15 protein-coding genes and 1 pseudogene are annotated in these 15451 nt (G+C 63.8%); 4 read left to right on the forward strand and 12 right to left on the reverse strand.

The annotated features are described in order from the left end of the window. Positions 1-69: 69 nt before the first annotated feature. Entirely contained in the window at positions 70-1077 is a 1008-nt protein-coding gene (locus GR138_RS26850; protein WP_160862335.1) for a cell division protein FtsX, read from the reverse strand. Next, positions 1070-1732 (reverse strand): cell division ATP-binding protein FtsE, encoded by a 663-nt coding sequence (ftsE, locus tag GR138_RS26855; protein WP_083242940.1) that lies wholly within the window; start codon positions 1730-1732, stop codon positions 1070-1072. The genes GR138_RS26850 and ftsE overlap by 8 nt, the downstream gene beginning before the upstream one ends. A gap of 199 nt (positions 1733-1931) precedes the next feature. Here ftsE and GR138_RS26860 point away from each other — a divergent pair, with 199 nt between their 5' ends. The 3 genes from GR138_RS26860 (at position 1932) to GR138_RS26870 (ending at position 3715) form a co-directional block, all read left to right on the forward strand. Beyond that, a complete protein-coding gene (locus tag GR138_RS26860; protein WP_160862336.1) occupies positions 1932-2606 on the forward strand; it encodes a hypothetical protein in 675 nt (224 codons plus the stop codon). A gap of 46 nt (positions 2607-2652) precedes the next feature. Further along, entirely contained in the window at positions 2653-3198 is a 546-nt protein-coding gene (gene hpt, locus GR138_RS26865) for a hypoxanthine phosphoribosyltransferase (protein ID WP_160862337.1), read from the forward strand. A 157-nt stretch (positions 3199-3355) separates the two neighbouring features. After that, positions 3356-3715: a response regulator gene (locus GR138_RS26870; RefSeq protein ID WP_160862338.1), complete on the forward strand. Its 360-nt coding sequence runs from the start codon at positions 3356-3358 to the stop codon at positions 3713-3715. Positions 3716-3758: 43 nt separating this feature from the next. Here the strand turns inward: GR138_RS26870 and GR138_RS26875 are convergent, their stop codons facing one another. From GR138_RS26875 to argH, 4 genes are all read right to left on the reverse strand, one after another. Continuing rightward, complete coding sequence (locus GR138_RS26875; RefSeq protein WP_160862339.1) at positions 3759-6395, reverse strand: TIGR02302 family protein; 2637 nt, start codon at positions 6393-6395, stop codon at positions 3759-3761. Positions 6396-6513: 118 nt separating this feature from the next. After that, positions 6514-7782 carry a diaminopimelate decarboxylase gene (gene lysA / locus GR138_RS26880; RefSeq protein ID WP_160862340.1) on the reverse strand — a complete coding sequence of 423 codons (1269 nt, stop codon included), beginning with the start codon at positions 7780-7782 and terminating at the stop codon, positions 6514-6516. Between the two features lie 12 nt (positions 7783-7794). After that, positions 7795-7980 (reverse strand): LPS translocon maturation chaperone LptM, encoded by a 186-nt coding sequence (gene lptM / locus GR138_RS26885; RefSeq protein ID WP_160862341.1) that lies wholly within the window; start codon positions 7978-7980, stop codon positions 7795-7797. A 105-nt stretch (positions 7981-8085) separates the two neighbouring features. Next, positions 8086-9489 carry an argininosuccinate lyase gene (gene argH, locus GR138_RS26890; protein WP_160862342.1) on the reverse strand — a complete coding sequence of 468 codons (1404 nt, stop codon included), beginning with the start codon at positions 9487-9489 and terminating at the stop codon, positions 8086-8088. A gap of 24 nt (positions 9490-9513) precedes the next feature. On the opposite strand from argH, the gene tlpA reads away from it, so the two are divergent. Then, the gene (tlpA, locus tag GR138_RS26895) at positions 9514-10188 is read left to right on the forward strand and encodes a thiol:disulfide interchange protein TlpA (protein ID WP_160862343.1); all 675 of its coding nucleotides are present in this window, start codon (positions 9514-9516) and stop codon (positions 10186-10188) included. A gap of 123 nt (positions 10189-10311) precedes the next feature. Here tlpA and GR138_RS26900 read toward each other — a convergent pair whose 3' ends face one another. From GR138_RS26900 to GR138_RS26925, 6 genes and pseudogenes are all read right to left on the reverse strand, one after another. Beyond that, positions 10312-11334 carry a sulfate/molybdate ABC transporter ATP-binding protein gene (locus GR138_RS26900; RefSeq protein ID WP_160862344.1) on the reverse strand — a complete coding sequence of 341 codons (1023 nt, stop codon included), beginning with the start codon at positions 11332-11334 and terminating at the stop codon, positions 10312-10314. After that, positions 11331-12227, reverse strand: coding sequence for a sulfate ABC transporter permease subunit CysW (gene cysW, locus GR138_RS26905; protein WP_420853724.1), 897 nt, complete (start codon positions 12225-12227; stop codon positions 11331-11333). The genes GR138_RS26900 and cysW overlap by 4 nt, the downstream gene beginning before the upstream one ends. A gap of 2 nt (positions 12228-12229) precedes the next feature. Beyond that, a complete protein-coding gene (gene cysT / locus GR138_RS26910) occupies positions 12230-13051 on the reverse strand; it encodes a sulfate ABC transporter permease subunit CysT (protein ID WP_160862345.1) in 822 nt (273 codons plus the stop codon). Positions 13052-13183: 132 nt separating this feature from the next. Further along, on the reverse strand, positions 13184-14167 hold the full coding sequence (cysP, locus tag GR138_RS26915) for a thiosulfate ABC transporter substrate-binding protein CysP (RefSeq protein WP_160862346.1): 984 nt from the start codon (positions 14165-14167) through the stop codon (positions 13184-13186). A gap of 140 nt (positions 14168-14307) precedes the next feature. Continuing rightward, positions 14308-15180 (reverse strand): 3-hydroxybutyryl-CoA dehydrogenase, encoded by an 873-nt coding sequence (locus GR138_RS26920; protein ID WP_160862347.1) that lies wholly within the window; start codon positions 15178-15180, stop codon positions 14308-14310. 144 nt (positions 15181-15324) lie between these two features. Continuing rightward, a pseudogene (locus GR138_RS26925) lies at positions 15325-15451 on the reverse strand (electron transfer flavoprotein subunit alpha/FixB family protein); the annotation flags it as partial.

Below are 15451 nucleotides of genomic sequence, written 5' to 3' on the forward strand. Positions count from 1 at the left end.
ACGGCTAGTCCGTTTCGCGGCGATGGTCGGCCCCTCTTGCATTATTTGGCACGCCTCGGTTTTCCCGCGTCATGCGTCCGGCAGCTGGTCTGTCCGCGACGGGTCGGAGCGGATGAGGTCGATTTCGTGGATGGTCCGCATCACGGTGAAGCGGGCCGTCAGCGTCGTCAGCAGCGCGATCACGACGATCGTCCCGGCAATGCCGAGATAGCCGGTAAGCCCCATGGAAAATGTGCCGAACAGCGCCGTCGCCTGGTCGCTCTGCGGGGTCGCGATCGAGCGCCCCTGCCAGAAACCGGCGATCAAGAAGAACAGCGCCGCCAGAAAACCGCCGGCAAACGAACCCTTCAGGCTGATCTTCAAGAAATGCTTCTGGAATTCGGACGCGACGAAGCTCGCCTCGGCGCCGACGAAATGCAGCACCTCGACGATGTGCCGGTTGCCGGACAGTGCGCCGCGCGTCGCAAAGACCACCGTCAGCACCATGGCGGAAAAGACGAGCACCAGCACGCCCGTGCCGATGAAGGCGGTCGTGCGCGCCATGGCGACGAGGCGGTCCACCCAGGTGCGGTGATCATCGAGGAAGGCTGTCGGGATCTTTTGCGCCAGCGCCGTGCGCATGGCGGCGAAATCCGGCGGGCTCTGCTCGTCGATGGTGACGATGACAAGGCGCGGCACCGGCAGTTCGTCGAGGTTCAGCCCCTCGCCGAGCCACGGCTCGAGCAGGCGAGCGGTCGCCGCCTTGTCGACGATGGTGCCGTCGCGCGTGCCGGAGAAGGTGAGCGCCAGATCGCGTGCGTCCTTCAGCGCCTGCTCCATGTCGAGCGCGTCGTCCGGCTTGATCTGGATGGTGATTTCGCGGGAAATCTGGCTCTGCCAGCTCGATGCCGTCGCCCGCACCATGTTGACGGCGCCGAAGGTGAGGCAGGCAAGGAAGGCCATGATGGCGATGACGAGCATCAGCGCGTTACCGGAGACGTTCGACGGCGGCACGATTGGCGCCGTCGGGCGCACCTTCATTTCCAGGCGGCGCGCCGGCTGAGCATCCTCGGTGGTCTGGCGGGGAGCGTCAGTCATAGATGTCGAGCCGTCCCTGCGAGAGGATCATGCGCCGCGCCTGGTCCACCTGGTCCATCAGCGAGAGATCATGGGTGGCGATCACGACGGCCGTGCCGAGACGGTTGAGCTCGAGGAAGAGACTGAGCAGGCGGCGCGCCATCGGCGGATCGACATTGCCCGTCGGCTCATCGGCCAGCAACAGTTCCGGCCGATCGATGAGCGCGCGCGCAATCGCCGCACGCTGTTTCTCCCCGCCGGACAGCACCGCCGGCAGCACGTTGATTCGTTCGCCAAGGCCGACCCATTTCAGAAGCTCCAGCACATCGGCGCGATAACTCGATTCGTCCTTGCCGCGCACCCGGAGCGGCAGCGCGACGTTCTCATAGGTCGTCAGGTGATCGAGCAGGCGAAAATCCTGGAAGACGATGCCGATGCGCCGGCGCAGCATCGGCAGTTCGTCGCGCGGGATGGTCGAGATTTCCCGGTCGAAGGTGCGGATGATGCCGCGCGTCGGCTGCAGTGACAGGAACAGCAGGCGCAGCAGCGTCGTCTTGCCGGCACCGGATGGTCCCGTCAGAAACTGGAAGGAGCGGTGCGGAATATCGAAGGTCAGGTCGCGGAGGATCTCCGGTCCCATCCCGTAGCGCAGTCCGACATTCTCGAAATGAATCAATGGCCAATCCGGTTCTAAAAACGGTCACTCTCGCCCGCGTCAGCGGTACCGTAGGGGAGGTCGCATAGGAAAGCGGCTCTTTCACGGTCGGGTTTCCGAAGCATTAACCAGTATGGTTTACGTTTCGTAAGGATTTGATTCAATGCCCGACTTTTCGCGGATGATTTTGCGCGAAAACCGGCCAAGCGAGGAGTTCGCCATGAACGCCTTCCGAGCGAAAAAACCGGCACAAGGCCGCATTGACCTCCTGCCGCCGGAACCCAAGGCACCCGCCCAGAGGCATGGCCAACGCCCCGCCGCCCGTCTGGAAGTGGTTGATGCCGATTTCGTCGTCATCCGCAGCAGCAGCGCGCGAACCTCCAACGACAATCACCGCCCTGTTCGGCCAGCATCGTCCCGCGCCGCGCCAAAGCATGTCCTCGTGCGTGCCGCGGCGGCGGGCGCGCGGCTCTGCGAGGCCGGCTTGCAGCTTCTTTCCGGCCGCGCCTTCGCCGGCCTCGTCACGGCGAGCGTCCTCTTCGTCTTTGCCTATGCCGGCGGTCTCTCGGCACTCAAGGCTGCCTTGCCGACGGCCGGGCCGACCACGCCCCTTCGCATCGCCGACGTCGTGGCGACGGTCGAGGACCAGAACGGCATGAAGGTGCTGTCCGTCTATGGCCGGATCGACAATGTCAGCAGCGGCGTCCAGTCAGTCCCGCCGCTCGACATCGTCTTCGACAATGCCGGCACCGCGCAGCAGCGCCGCGTCGCCCTCGACAGCGAATCGATTGCGGCCGGCGGCAGCGAACATTTCGCGCTGCGCATTCCGCATGGCGGCGGAAAAGTGCCGAAAGTCTCGGTTTCCCTTGCCGCCAAGGGTGCACCGGCCAACTGACTGTGCTAATCGGCTGCTTTGACACCACCCAAGGAGCCGCCTCGCAATGCATATTGTTCGCGGAAAGAAGATCGAAACGCTCTATGATGCCGGGCAGATTGCCAAGCGCAACGAGGAGCTGGCAGCCCAGATCGCAAGCGGCCCGACGAAGGACCTCCTCGTCATCGCCGTGCTCAAGGGCTCGTTCATCTTCGCCGCCGACCTGACGCGCGCGCTGCATGCTGCGGGTCTTGCGCCGGAAGTCGAGTTCATCACGCTCTCAAGCTATGGCACGGGCACCGTCTCGCAGGGCGTGAAGGTTATCAAGGACATCGACAGCGACGTGCATGGCCGCGATATCCTGCTGATCGACGACATTCTCGAATCCGGCCGCACGCTCACCTTCGCCAAGGAACTGATGTTCGAGCGCGGTGCGCGCAACGTCACCATCGCCGTGCTGCTCGACAAGCGCGAGAAGCGCAAGACCGATCTGGAAGCTGATTATGTCGGCTTCGAATGCCCGGATTATTTCGTCGTCGGCTACGGCATGGACGTCGCCTATGCCTTCCGCGAACTGCCTTTCGTCGGCATCGTGACGGGCGACGCGGACTGAGCAATTCCAGCAAAAGTGCTGAGCGGTTTTGCGCCGGCAATTGCGTCGCGCAAAAGTCCACCGCAGATTCCTCCACGCGCCGTTTACCGATCGACAAGGAAAGTCTGGTCTTTTCGTCAGCAGACGAGGCCGGATGGACGGTCCGAAAGGGAAAATGATGGCGAAGATTCTGATCACCGAAGACGAAGATTCCCTTCGTATCTTCGTGGCGCGGGCCCTGCGGCTGGACGGCCATGAAACCGTCGAGGCGCCGGACGGTGCTGCAGGACTGGACGCCCTGACAGACGGCGGCTTCGACCTGCTGCTGTCCGATATCCGCATGCCCGTGATGGACGGCATCGAGCTTGCCCACAAGGCATCCGCCGCCCATCCGGCGCTGAAAATCCTGCTGATGACCGGTTATGCCGAGCAGCGCGAGCGTGCGGATGACCTTGCCAGCAAGATCGTCGACGTGGTGAGCAAGCCCTTCAGCCTGCCGGACATCCGTCGCGCCGTGGCGCAAGCCCTCGCCGCCTGATCCTTTCCGGACGCAGGTCGCGTCCGGCCTTCATGGAAGTGCCTCACCGGATGCCTAGCAGGCGCTCCAGATAATCGCGCTCAAAGCTCGGCGAAGACCCGGTGCCAAGCCGGCGGCGGATTTCTTCGAGAATTTCCCGTGCCCGCTGGATATCGATCTCTTCCGGAATTTTCGTCGGCCCGCCGAAATCGGGGCCCTGCCCGTTGACCGGGCGCTCGCGGCCGAGCGGGTCGCGACCGTTGCGGCCCGCCTGCGGCATGCCCTCACCCGGCCCCTCGCCCTGTCCCATGGCCTGCATCTGGCTCATCATGTTCTGCGCGCCCTGGCGCAGGGCTTCCAGCGCCCGCCCCTGGCTGCCGACGGCTGATTCACCCTGGCCCTGCCCAAGCGCTTCCGACGCACCCTTCATCTCGCGCCCGGCCTGACCGAACCCTTCGCCGGGCTCCAGCCCCATGCCCTTCAGCGCGTCCTGCACCTCGCCGAGCTGCTTGCCGAGCGCATCCTGCTGCTCCTGAAGCTTCTTCAGGGCGTCGCGCAGCTGTTCGGCGGTCATCTGGTCGGTCGGCTGCTGGCCGGCACCGTTGTCGCCCTCTTGCTGTTGCTGCTGCTCGCCATCCTCGCCCGGCATCGGGTCACCACGCTGCTGGCGGTCGCGCAGCGCCTGGTCGAGCTGGAAGGTCTGCTCCATCAACTGCTGCTGCTTCTGCATCAGCTGGCCGAGCTTATCCATCTGCTGGCGCATGGCGTCGTTCTGCTGGCCCTGCTGCCCCTGTTGCGGGCGGCCGGCCTGCAGGTTGTTCATCATGCGCTGGAGTTCGGAGAGCATCTGCTGCGCCTGGTCACGTGCACCGGAGCGCGCCAGATTCTCGATCTGGTCCATCATGCGCTGCAAATCCTGCTGGCGCAGGATCTGGCCCTGCTGCTGCGCATTCTGCTGCATCTGGCCGTTCTTGGCAGCCTGGCGGGCGAGTTCCTGCATATAGGCCTGCATCGCCTCGCGCAGTTCCTTCATCAGCGCGGCGATCTCCTCGTCGGAGGCATTGCGCTCCAGCGCCTCGGAGAGCGCCTTCTGCGCTTCGCGAAGGCGGCGATCGGCGAGCGACAGGTTGCCATCCTCGATGCCGAGCGCGATTTCCCAGAGATAGTCGGCTGTCTCGCGCATCTCGTCGTCGGTGCGGGCAAGCTTCATGCGCGCGGCGGCCGATTGCAGCAGCAGGTAATGCGTGAGGTTCAGGATCGTCTCTTCCGGCCGGATCGTCAGCGCCTCGTTGAGCGCGATCGCAAAAGGCAGCTTGTTGGCATCGAGCGCAAAAACCTGCCGCTCTTCGGCGACGGCCGAAGCGAGCGGCTCGAAGAAATTCTTCGCCGGAAGGATCATCTCGACCGGCTGGCTGCGCCCCTCCTGCCCCGCCGCATCCTTGGCGACGAGCGTGATCTTCACGCGCTTGCCGGAGAGCGGGTGTTCGGAGAGGTTGCGGCTCGTCGTGCCCTTGGCGTCGCGCGCGCTGCGGCGCGGCAGGTCCAGCCTGTATTCCGGCAGCGGATAGAGCGGACGGGCATCCTTCTGCTCTTCGACCGGCGCGATTTCGGCGCGCGCTTCCTGAAGCCCGTAATCATCCTTGGCGAGGAAGCTGATCTCCAGTGCCGAAGCCACGGTCTTCTTCGGAATGCCGTCAAAGGCGATCTCCGGCACGCGGTCCGGGATGACCGAGAACGTCCAGTTCCTGCCATCGACCGACAGCGTGCCGTCCTTCAGGATCTTGTAATGCATGGTCTTGGCGCCATTGACGGCCACGACCGGCACCTTGGCCACCGCCTCCGTCTTCGCAGCCTCTGCCTTCTCGTCCTTCGGCTTTTCCTCCTCGGGACGAATGGCGATGGCGGCGGTCTCGCCGGTCACCTGATAGCTCACCTGCTCGTCGCCGCTGCCACCGGTGACGCGGACGGTCAGTTCGCTGAACTGCGGAATGCGGATATCGCCTTTTGCGGCCTCGTTCGGCTGCGCCTGGCCCGTTCCGGTGAGGAAGACAGGTGCGCGCGAGGTGTGCGCTGGCGGCGTCACCCAGGCATCGATACGCACATCCGGCGTCGTTTCCGCCGGCGCGCGGAAGGACACCACGTCGGCCAGCAGGCCGCCACGGTTGGAATAGGAGAAGGCGAAGGCGATGACGACGAGAAGCACAGGGATGGCGCGAAGCGCATGACGGTCATGGCGAGCGATATCCGGCTCCGGCGTGCCGGTGCGCAACGTACCGATCAGCCGCGCCATGCGGGCCTGATGCTCGCGCCACAGCGCGTCGGCAAAGGCATCGCCGCCCGCCGGCCTGTCGTCCTGCACGCGGATCGCCTGGTGCGCCAGCGCGTTGCGCGTCTCCAGCATGCGATAGGCATTGTCGATGGACGGCCAATCGATGCCGCGCAGGCGCAACAGCAATGCGACAAGGCCAAGCGCGAAGGCGGCGAGCGTCGCAACATGCAGCCAGAACGGCACATGGCGGAAATAGCCGAACCAGGTCAGCGCCAGAAAGCCGGCGACCAGCAGCACGATCGGCAGCACGCGCGGCGCAAGCGCTTCCAGATACAGGACGGCCTGGGCGACAAGGCGCTTGGCGGCGAGTTTGCGGGCCACCGGATTGCCGGTCGCCGTCGCCTCGCCTTGCCTTTCCGTGTCAATCGCCATCAGGTACCGCTCTCCGATGCAGGGTATCGAAGCTAAAAGATAACATGCTTTGTGGCGAAGACGAGGGCACGCGCAAAATCGTGATCGCGCGCGCGGACGGTTTTCACCCGGTTTCGGCTCAGGCGAGCCAGGCCGGCAGCGAGTCGAGCCCGATCAGGTCGTCATAGGACAGCCGCGGCCGGATGACGTGGAATTCCGCGCCGTTGACCAGCACTTCGGGGATCAGCAGGCGGCTGTTGTAAGTACCGGCCTGCACCGCGCCGTAGGCACCGGCCGAACCGACAGCGATAAGATCGCCCGGCTTCGGCTGCGCCATTTCACGGTCCTGCGCAAGGTAGTCACCCGTCTCGCAGACCGGGCCGACGACATCCGCCCGGATGCGCGGGGCGTTTGCCGCGGAAATGACGACCGGTTGGATTTCGTGCCAAGCCTCATAGAGCGTCGGGCGGATAAGATCGTTCATCGCCGCATCGACGATGACGAAGGTCTTCTCGCCGCCATCCTTCACATAGATGACTTCAGTCACCAGAATACCGGCATTGCCGACGATCAGACGGCCCGGCTCGGTGACGATCTTGCAGTTGAGACCCTTGAGCTGGTTCTTGACGATCTCGGCATAGGCATCCGGCAGCGGCGGCGGTGCATTGTCCGTCTTGTAGGGAATGCCGAGACCGCCACCGACGTCGACATGATCGATCGTATGGCCATCGGCCCGCAGCGTATCGACGAGTTCGCGCAACAGCTTGAAGGCGTCTTCGAAGGGTTGCAGCTCGGTGATCTGGCTGCCGATATGCATGTCGATGCCGGTCACCTGGATACCGGGCAAGGTCGCGGCGCGGGCATAGACCGACCGCGCACGCTCCCAGGAAATGCCGAACTTGTTTTCCTTCTTGCCGGTCGAAATCTTGGCATGGGTGCGCGCATCGACATCCGGATTGATGCGGAAGGAGACATGCGCGACCTTGCCGGCCTTCACGGCGCGGGCATTCAGGACGTCGAGCTCTGGCTCGGACTCAACGTTGAAGCAATAGATGCCGGCTTCAAGCCCGAGGTCCATTTCGCGCGGCGTCTTGCCGACGCCGGAGAACATGATGCGGGATGCCGGAACGCCAGCAGCAAGTGCGCGGCGCAACTCGCCTTCCGAGACGACGTCGATGCCGGCACCGAGCCGGGCGAGCGTCTTCAGCACCGCCTGGTTGGAATTCGCCTTCATGGCGTAGCAGACCATGGCGTCGATGCCGTCAAAGGCCTTGGAGAAGACTTTGTAATGACGCTCCAGCGTGGCCGTCGAGTAGACGTAGAACGGTGTGCCGACCGCCTTGGCGATGTCCGGAACAGGCACGTCCTCTGCGTAGAGGATGCCGTCGCGATGCTCGAAATGGTTCACGGGTGTTTTCCGTCAGAGAAGGGGGTCGAGAATGAAGGGCTTGTCTTCGATCTGCTCGACCTTCTTGCCATCGATGGTCTTCACGACCGGTTGCGCGCCACCCGGCAGGTCGAGATCGCCCTTGCGGCCACAGGCGGTAAGAACCGCTGCGGAAAGGCAGAGCACGAGAGCCAGCCTGCCGATATCGATGCGTGTCATGAAGCGTTCCCTGGAAACTCGGGTGGTCGGGTGGGCATCATCCTTAGCGAATTCGCCCGCCCTTGTGCACCCTTAATCTGCTGATGAGTCCTGCAAGCAACCTGATCAGTTCCGCTGCCGCCACCAGGCGATCTGCTTCCTGACTTCGGAGGGTGCGGTGCCGCCATAGCTCTTGCGGCTGGCGACCGAGGCCTCGACCGTCAGCACGTTGAAGATATCGGCGGTGATCGCGGCATGGATCGCCTGCAGGTCCTCCAGCGACAGTTCGGCGAGGTCGCAGCCCTTGCTTTCAGCCAGCGCCACCGCGCGGCCCGTCACATGATGCGCATCGCGGAAGGGAAGCCCCGCCTCGCGCACGAGCCAGTCGGCAAGGTCGGTCGCGGTGGAATAGCCGGAGCCGGCCGCCGCCTTCATCTTGTCCGTGCGGATCGTCATGTCGCGCACCATGCCGGTCATCGCGGCAATGGCCAGCTCGATGCTCTCGGCAGCGTCGAACACCTGCTCCTTGTCCTCCTGCATGTCCTTGGAATAGGCGAGCGGCAGACCCTTCATGACGGTGAGCAGCGCGATCAGCGAACCGTTGATGCGGCCGGTCTTGGCGCGCACCAGCTCGGCAGCGTCCGGGTTCTTCTTCTGCGGCATGATCGAGGAGCCGGTAGAGAAGGCGTCCGACAGGCGGATGAAGCCGAACTGCGGCGTCGACCAGATGACGATTTCTTCTGCCAAGCGGGAGAGGTGTACGGCGGCGATCGCGGCGATCGACAGGAATTCCAGCGCGAAGTCGCGGTCCGAGACGGTATCGATCGAATTGCGCGTCGGCTCGCGGAAGCCGAGCGCCTTCGCCGTCATGTGGCGGTCGATCGCGTAGCCGGTGCCGGCGAGGGCCGCGGCGCCGATCGGGCTCTCGTCGAGATGTTCGATTGCGTGGCGCACGCGCTGGCGGTCACGGCCGAACATTTCCACATAGGCCATGCAATGGTGGCCGAAGGTCACCGGCTGGGCGGTCTGGAGATGGGTAAAGCCCGGCATGACGGTGTCGGCGTGCTCTTCGGCGCGGTCGAGGAAGGCAGCGATCAGGCCGGTCAGCGCCTTTTCCGTCTTCTGCAGTTCTTCCTTGACCCAAAGGCGGAAATCAAGCGCCACCTGGTCGTTGCGCGAGCGGGCGGTGTGCAGGCGCCCGGCGGCCGGGCCGATCAGCGTCGCAAGGCGCGCCTCGACATTCATATGGATGTCTTCGAGGCGGCGCGAGAACTCGAACTGGCCGCTTTCGATCTCTGACAGGATCGTGTCGAGACCGTGAACGATCTTTTCCTTATCGTCCGCCGAAATAATGCCCTGATGGGCGAGCATTTCGGCATGCGCCTTTGAGCCGCGGATGTCCTGAGCGTAAAGCTTCTTGTCGAAGCCGATGGAGGCATTTATCTCCTCCATGATCGCATCGGGTCCCGAGGCGAACCGGCCGCCCCACATCTGGTTCGAGGATTTCGTCTCGGAATTGCCGTCAGCCATGGGATGCCTATCCTGGAGAAAGAAATGACAGTGAAGAAGAAACTCGGCCTGCCCGCCACGAAGCTGATCGCCATCGCGGGACTGGCCGGACTTCTCGCCGGTGGTGCAGCGATATACGTGAAGGAAAGCCTGTCTGGCAATGGCGCGGTGGCCTCGGCCGATACCGCCGCCTGCGCCCTCGCCTCCGAAAAAGCAGCCGCGATCACGCCCTTCTCCAAGGGCCAGGTCGCCGCCATGCGCAATGTCGACGAACACCGCCCGTTGCCCGATCTGGTCTTCGACGGACCGGACGGCAAGAAGAAGACGATCGCCGACTTCGCCGGCAAGACCCTGCTGGTCAACCTCTGGGCCACTTGGTGCGGCCCCTGCCGCGAGGAAATGCCAGCCCTCAACGCGCTCGAAAAGGAGCTCGGCAGCGACAAGTTCGAGGTCGTGGCGATCAACATCGACACGGGCGACGACGAGAAGCCGAAAGCCTTCCTCAGCGAAACGGGCGTCAATGACCTTGGCTACTACCGCGATGCCTCGATGGGTGTCTTCAACACGCTGAAGAAGGAAGGCCTCGCCTTCGGCCTGCCCGTTACCCTGCTGATGGACGAGAAGGGCTGCCTGATCTCCGCCATGAACGGCCCCGCCGCCTGGGACAGCGAGGATGCCAAGGCGCTGATCAACGCCGCACTGGCGACGCCGAAGAGCTGACAACAGCACGCGCACCGGGCGAGGTCCCCCTCACCCCGCCGCCGCTTCGCTCGGTTCCCTTCTCCCCTAGGGGAGAAGGTGACCCAAAGGGTCGGATGAGGGGGCTTGCTCTCACCTATGCCGTCAAGCCGCCGCGTAGACGCGCGGCCGGCGGATGTTGATGAAGCCTTCTTCACCCTTGCGGTACGGGAATTCCGGTGCCGTATCGAACTCGACGGCTTGGCCGCTGCCGGTCATCGCCAGCACGCGGCGGGAATCCGGCCGGTCGATGACGCGCAGGATCTTCGCGGCAATGCCTTGCCCTTGTTCGCGCCAGCTCACATCCGCCGGTCGGAACAGGATCTGCCCGCTGCCATCGGGCACGCCCTCGGCGTCGAAGGCGACCGCGTCGACATAGGCCTTGCCGCCGCGGATATCCGCATCGAGCTTGTTGGCGTCGCCCAGAAAGTTCATCACGAAGGCATCGGCCGGGTTGCGGCAGACGGCCTCCGGCGTGCCCTCCTGCACGATCTTGCCCTTGTTGAGGATGACGACACGATCGGCGAGGTCGAGCGCTTCTTCCTGGTCATGCGTGACGAACAGCGTGGTGATGCCAAGCTCGTCATGGATCTTGCGCAGCCAGCGCCGCAGGTCCCGCCGGACATTCGCATCGAGCGCGCCAAAAGGCTCGTCGAGCAGCAGCACGCGCGGATCGACGGCAAGTGCGCGGGCAAGCGCCACGCGCTGGCGCTGGCCGCCCGAGATCTGCCCGGGGAAACGATCCTTCAACCCGCTCAACTGCACGAGATCGAGCAGTTCCTTGACACGTTCGGCAATCGCTTGCGGCGAGCGCTTCACCTTGGAGACCTTCATGCCGAAAGCGATGTTCTCGCCGACCGTCATGTGCGGAAACAGCGCATAATGCTGGAAGACGAAGCCGACGCCGCGCTCGCGCACGGGAATGTCGGTGGCGTTCTCGTCACCGAAATAGATCGCACCGGCATCGGCATATTCGAGGCCGGCGACCATGCGCAGGATCGTCGTCTTGCCGGAACCGGACGGGCCGAGCAGGGCGACCAGCTCGCCGCTTTCGATATCGAGCGAAACGCCGTGCACGGCGCGAAACGTCTCGAACTCCTTGACCACATTGTCGAGGCGAATCTTCAAGGTTTTGTCTCCGGAATGATGCTGTCTGCGCCGGCAAGGGCTGCGGGACGCTGAACGCGCCCTGCGCCCTGCCGCTCCAGCGCCACCTTGACGACGAGCGTCACGATGGCGAGGCAGGCGAGGATGGATGCGGCGGCAAACGAACCGGCCGCGTTATAGTCGTGATAAAGCAGTTCGATATGCAGCGGCAGCGTGTTGGTCTGGCCGCGGATATTGCCCGAGACGACCGAAACGGCGCCGAACTCGCCCATCACGCGCGAATTGCAGAGAACCACGCCGTAGAGCAGTGCCCATTTGATGTTCGGCAGGGTGACGGAGAAGAAGGTCCGCCAGCCGCTCGCGCCCAGCGACGTCGCCGCCTCTTCCAGGTCACGCCCCTGCGCCTGCATCAGCGGGATCAGTTCGCGCGCCACGAAGGGCGCCGTCACGAACATGCTGGCAAGCACGATGCCGGGCAGCGCAAAGAGGATCTTGATCTCCATCGATTGCAGCACCGGTCCGAACAGGCCCTGCAAGCCGTAGACGAAGAGATAGGCCACGCCCGCGACGATCGGCGAGACCGAAAAGGGCAATTCGATGATGACGGTCAAGAGCCGCTTGCCGCGGAAATCGTGTTTGGTGATCGCCCAGGCGGCCGCCACGCCGAAAGCCGTGTTGATCGGCACTGCGATGAGCGCGGTAATGACTGTCAGCAGGATGGCATGGCGTGTATCCGGATCGGCAATCGATTCGGCGAAATAGACCGCGCCGCGCGAAAACGCCTCGACGGCTATAACGACGAGCGGCGCGACGATCATCAGCGCGACGAGCACGAGAACGATGCCGAGCAGCGAGCGGCGGAAGACGATGTTGTCGCCGACGCGCGGCGGCTTGCCTTTTCTAGCGTGCACCATCGTCAGCCCCGCACCGTGTAGCGCAGGGCACGGGCCTGCATCAGGTTGGTGATGGCAAGCATCACGAAGGCCGTCAGCAGCATGACGGAGGCGATGGCGGCGGATGCCGGATAGTCGTATTCCTCGAGCCGGATGAAAGCGAGCAGCGCCGTGATCTCCGTCGAGAACGGTTGGTTGCCGGCGATGAAGATAATTGCGCCGAACTCGCCGAGGCTGCGGGCGAAGGAGAGCGACACACCGGCGAGCAACGCGGGCGTCAGAAGCGGCAGGATGACGCCGACGAAGATCGACAGATCGCTGGCGCCGAGCGTCTGCCCGGCCTCTTCCAGCGCCGGATCCAATTCTTCCAGCACCGGCTGCACCGTGCGCACGATGAAGGGGATGCTGGTGAAGCTCATCGCGACGATGATGCCGAGCGGTGTATAGGCGACCTTGATGCCAAGCAGCGACAGCGGCGCACCAAACCAGCCGTTGGTGGCAAACAGCGTGGTCAGCGCAATGCCGGCAACCGCCGTCGGCAGCGCGAAGGGCAGGTCGACCAGCGCATCGACCAGCCGGCGGCCGGGGAAGCGGTAGCGCACCAGCACCCAGGCGAGCGCCATGCCGAAGAGAAGGTTGAAGACCGTCGCGGCCAGCGCACAGAGCACGGTCACCCGGTAGCTGGCGAAGGCGCGGTCCGACGAGATGATGCGCCAATAGTCCGCCGGCCCAAGGCTCGCCGCCTTGAAGACGAGGGCGGCCAGCGGCAGCACCACGATGATGGCCACGTAGACGAGGGTGATGCCGAGGGCGAGCGGCAATCCGGGCAGTACACGCCGTCTCAAGCGCGCGTCCTTTCTCAAGCAATTCCAGGAAAAGAGCGCAGCGTTTCCGTTGGAAGTGTGCGGCACTTTTCATGCCGGCAACCGGCGGGCTCCATGCCCGCCGGTTGCCGGAAAAACGATGGCTTTGGGTGATCAGCGGCTGCCGTAGATCTTGTCCAGCGTGCCGCCTTCAGCGAAATGCTCTTCGGAAATCTTCTTCCAGCCGCCGAAGACGTCGTCGACATTCACAAGGCGGATCTCCGGGAACTGGTCCTTGAACTCGGCGGCAACCTTTTCGTCATGCACGCGGTGACCGAATTCGGCGGCGATCTTCTGGCCTTCCGGCGCATAGAGGAAATCGAGATAGGATTTTGCCAGCTCACGGCTGCCCTTGGCGTCCGCCACCTTGTCGACGATCGCGACCGGGAATTCGGCCAGCAAGGAGACGGAGGGCACGACGCCCTCGAACTTGTCCTCGCCATACTGCTTGGCAATCGACTTGGTTTCGGCTTCGAAGGTGATGATCACGTCGCCGATCTCGCGCTCGACGAAGGTCGTCGTCGCTGCACGGCCGCCGGTGTCGAAGACCGGCACGTTGTCAAAAATCTTGGTGACGAACGCCTCGACCTTGGCCGGATCGTTGTTGAACGCTTCCTTGGCATAGGCGGTGGCGGCCAGATAGGTGTAGCGGGCGTTGCCGGAGGTCTTCGGGTTCGGGAAGATGACCTTTACGTCGTCGCGGGCAAGGTCCGACCAGTCCTTGATGTTCTTCGGGTTGCCGGCGCGCACCAGGAAGGACGGGAAGGAATAGAACGGCGAAGCGGCATTGGGGAACTTCTCCTGCCAGCCTTCGGCGACAAAACCGTTCTTCACGAGGAAGTCGATGTCCGTCACCTGGTTGAAGGTCACCACGTCGGCCTCGAGGCCTTCGACGATGGCACGCGCCTGCTTGGAGGTGCCGGCATGCGACTGGTCGATGGTGACGCCCGGATGCGCCTTCACGAAGGCTTCGTTCTCGGCAGCGAAAAGCTCGCGCGCCACATCATAGGAGGCGTTGAGCAGCTTGTCGGCAGCATGCGCGGAGAACGGAGCGGCGAGGCCGAGGAGGGCCGCGCCGAGAAGGAGCAAACGTTTCATCTAAAAAACCCCGAATGGAATTGAATTCGGGCAGACAATAGCGAGCCGACGCTTTCGATCCGAGGCATGGCCTGCCGCAGCTTATGCGACAGGCGAAACAATTTTCCCTGAAAGGGACATGTCGGGGATTCTTCCGCCGCTCAGCGGGTCGGAACCGGGACCTCGCCACGGTAGTCGTAGAAGCCACGGCCGGACTTGCGGCCGAGCCAGCCGGCTTCGACATACTTCACCAGCAGCGGGCACGGGCGGTACTTGGAATCGGCGAGCCCGTCATGCAGCACCTGCATGATCGAAAGGCAGGTATCGAGGCCGATGAAATCGGCAAGCTGGAGCGGGCCCATCGGATGGTTGGCGCCGAGCCGCATCGCGGTATCGATGGCGTCCACCGAACCGACGCCCTCATACAGCGTGTAGATCGCCTCGTTGATCATCGGCAGCAGGATACGGTTGACGATGAAGGCCGGGAAATCCTCGGCAACCGTGATCGTCTTGTCGAGCGAGGCGACGAAGGCCTTGGCCGCGGCAAAGGTGCCTTCCTCGGTGGCGATGCCGCGCACCAGTTCGACGAGCTTCATGACCGGAACCGGGTTCATGAAGTGGATGCCCATGAAACGCTCCGGCCGGTCAGTGGCCGAGGCGAGACGCGTGATCGAAAGCGACGACGTGTTGGTGGCGAGGATCGCTTCCGGCTTCAGCACCGAACAGACCTGGCCGTAGATCTTGCGCTTGACGGTCTCGTCTTCCGTCGCCGCCTCGATGACGAGGTCGGCATCGGAGAGGTCGTTGATGTCGGCGGAGCCCTTGATGAGCGCCATCGCCTTCTTGCGCTCGTCCTCGGTCATCTTGCCGGAGGAGACCTGGCGGGCGAAATTGCCGTTGATCGTGGCAAGGCCGGTTTCGACCCGTTCGGGCGACAGATCGTAGATATGGACCTTGTAGCCGGCAACGGCCGCGACATGCGCGATCCCGCACCCCATCTGGCCTGCACCCACAATACCGACATTCTTGATCATAGTGCCAACCGCCCCGTCATTCAGTCCACGTCCTGCGCGCGGACAAAAAAACACCGGGCCGGTCGAGCCGGCCCGGTGAAGTGATAAAGCGCTGCGACGCATTTTTCCAGTGAAATCATCGTCGCAAAATGAGGCCTGGTCGGCTCAGAGCGCCTTCTGCAACTCTGGCAGGGCCTCGAAGAGATCGGCGACGAGGCCGTAGTCGGCGACCTGGAAGATCGGTGCCTCCTCGTCCTTGTTGATCGCGACGATCACCTTGCTGTCCTTCATG

The organism is Shinella kummerowiae, from assembly GCF_009827055.1.
GTDB lineage: Bacteria > Pseudomonadota > Alphaproteobacteria > Rhizobiales > Rhizobiaceae > Shinella > Shinella kummerowiae.

Coding starts and splice junctions, on each gene's coding strand:
- GR138_RS26850 (WP_160862335.1), bottom strand. CDS start 1,077: ATGACTGACGCTCCCCGCCAGACCACCGAGGATGCTCAGCCGGCGCGC.
- GR138_RS26860 (WP_160862336.1), top strand. CDS start 1,932: ATGAACGCCTTCCGAGCGAAAAAACCGGCACAAGGCCGCATTGACCTC.
- hpt (WP_160862337.1), top strand. CDS start 2,653: ATGCATATTGTTCGCGGAAAGAAGATCGAAACGCTCTATGATGCCGGG.
- GR138_RS26870 (WP_160862338.1), top strand. CDS start 3,356: ATGGCGAAGATTCTGATCACCGAAGACGAAGATTCCCTTCGTATCTTC.
- GR138_RS26875 (WP_160862339.1), bottom strand. CDS start 6,395: ATGGCGATTGACACGGAAAGGCAAGGCGAGGCGACGGCGACCGGCAAT.
- lptM (WP_160862341.1), bottom strand. CDS start 7,980: ATGACACGCATCGATATCGGCAGGCTGGCTCTCGTGCTCTGCCTTTCC.
- argH (WP_160862342.1), bottom strand. CDS start 9,489: ATGGCTGACGGCAATTCCGAGACGAAATCCTCGAACCAGATGTGGGGC.
- tlpA (WP_160862343.1), top strand. CDS start 9,514: ATGACAGTGAAGAAGAAACTCGGCCTGCCCGCCACGAAGCTGATCGCC.
- cysW (WP_420853724.1), bottom strand. CDS start 12,227: ATGGTGCACGCTAGAAAAGGCAAGCCGCCGCGCGTCGGCGACAACATC.
- cysP (WP_160862346.1), bottom strand. CDS start 14,167: ATGAAACGTTTGCTCCTTCTCGGCGCGGCCCTCCTCGGCCTCGCCGCT.
- GR138_RS26920 (WP_160862347.1), bottom strand. CDS start 15,180: ATGATCAAGAATGTCGGTATTGTGGGTGCAGGCCAGATGGGGTGCGGG.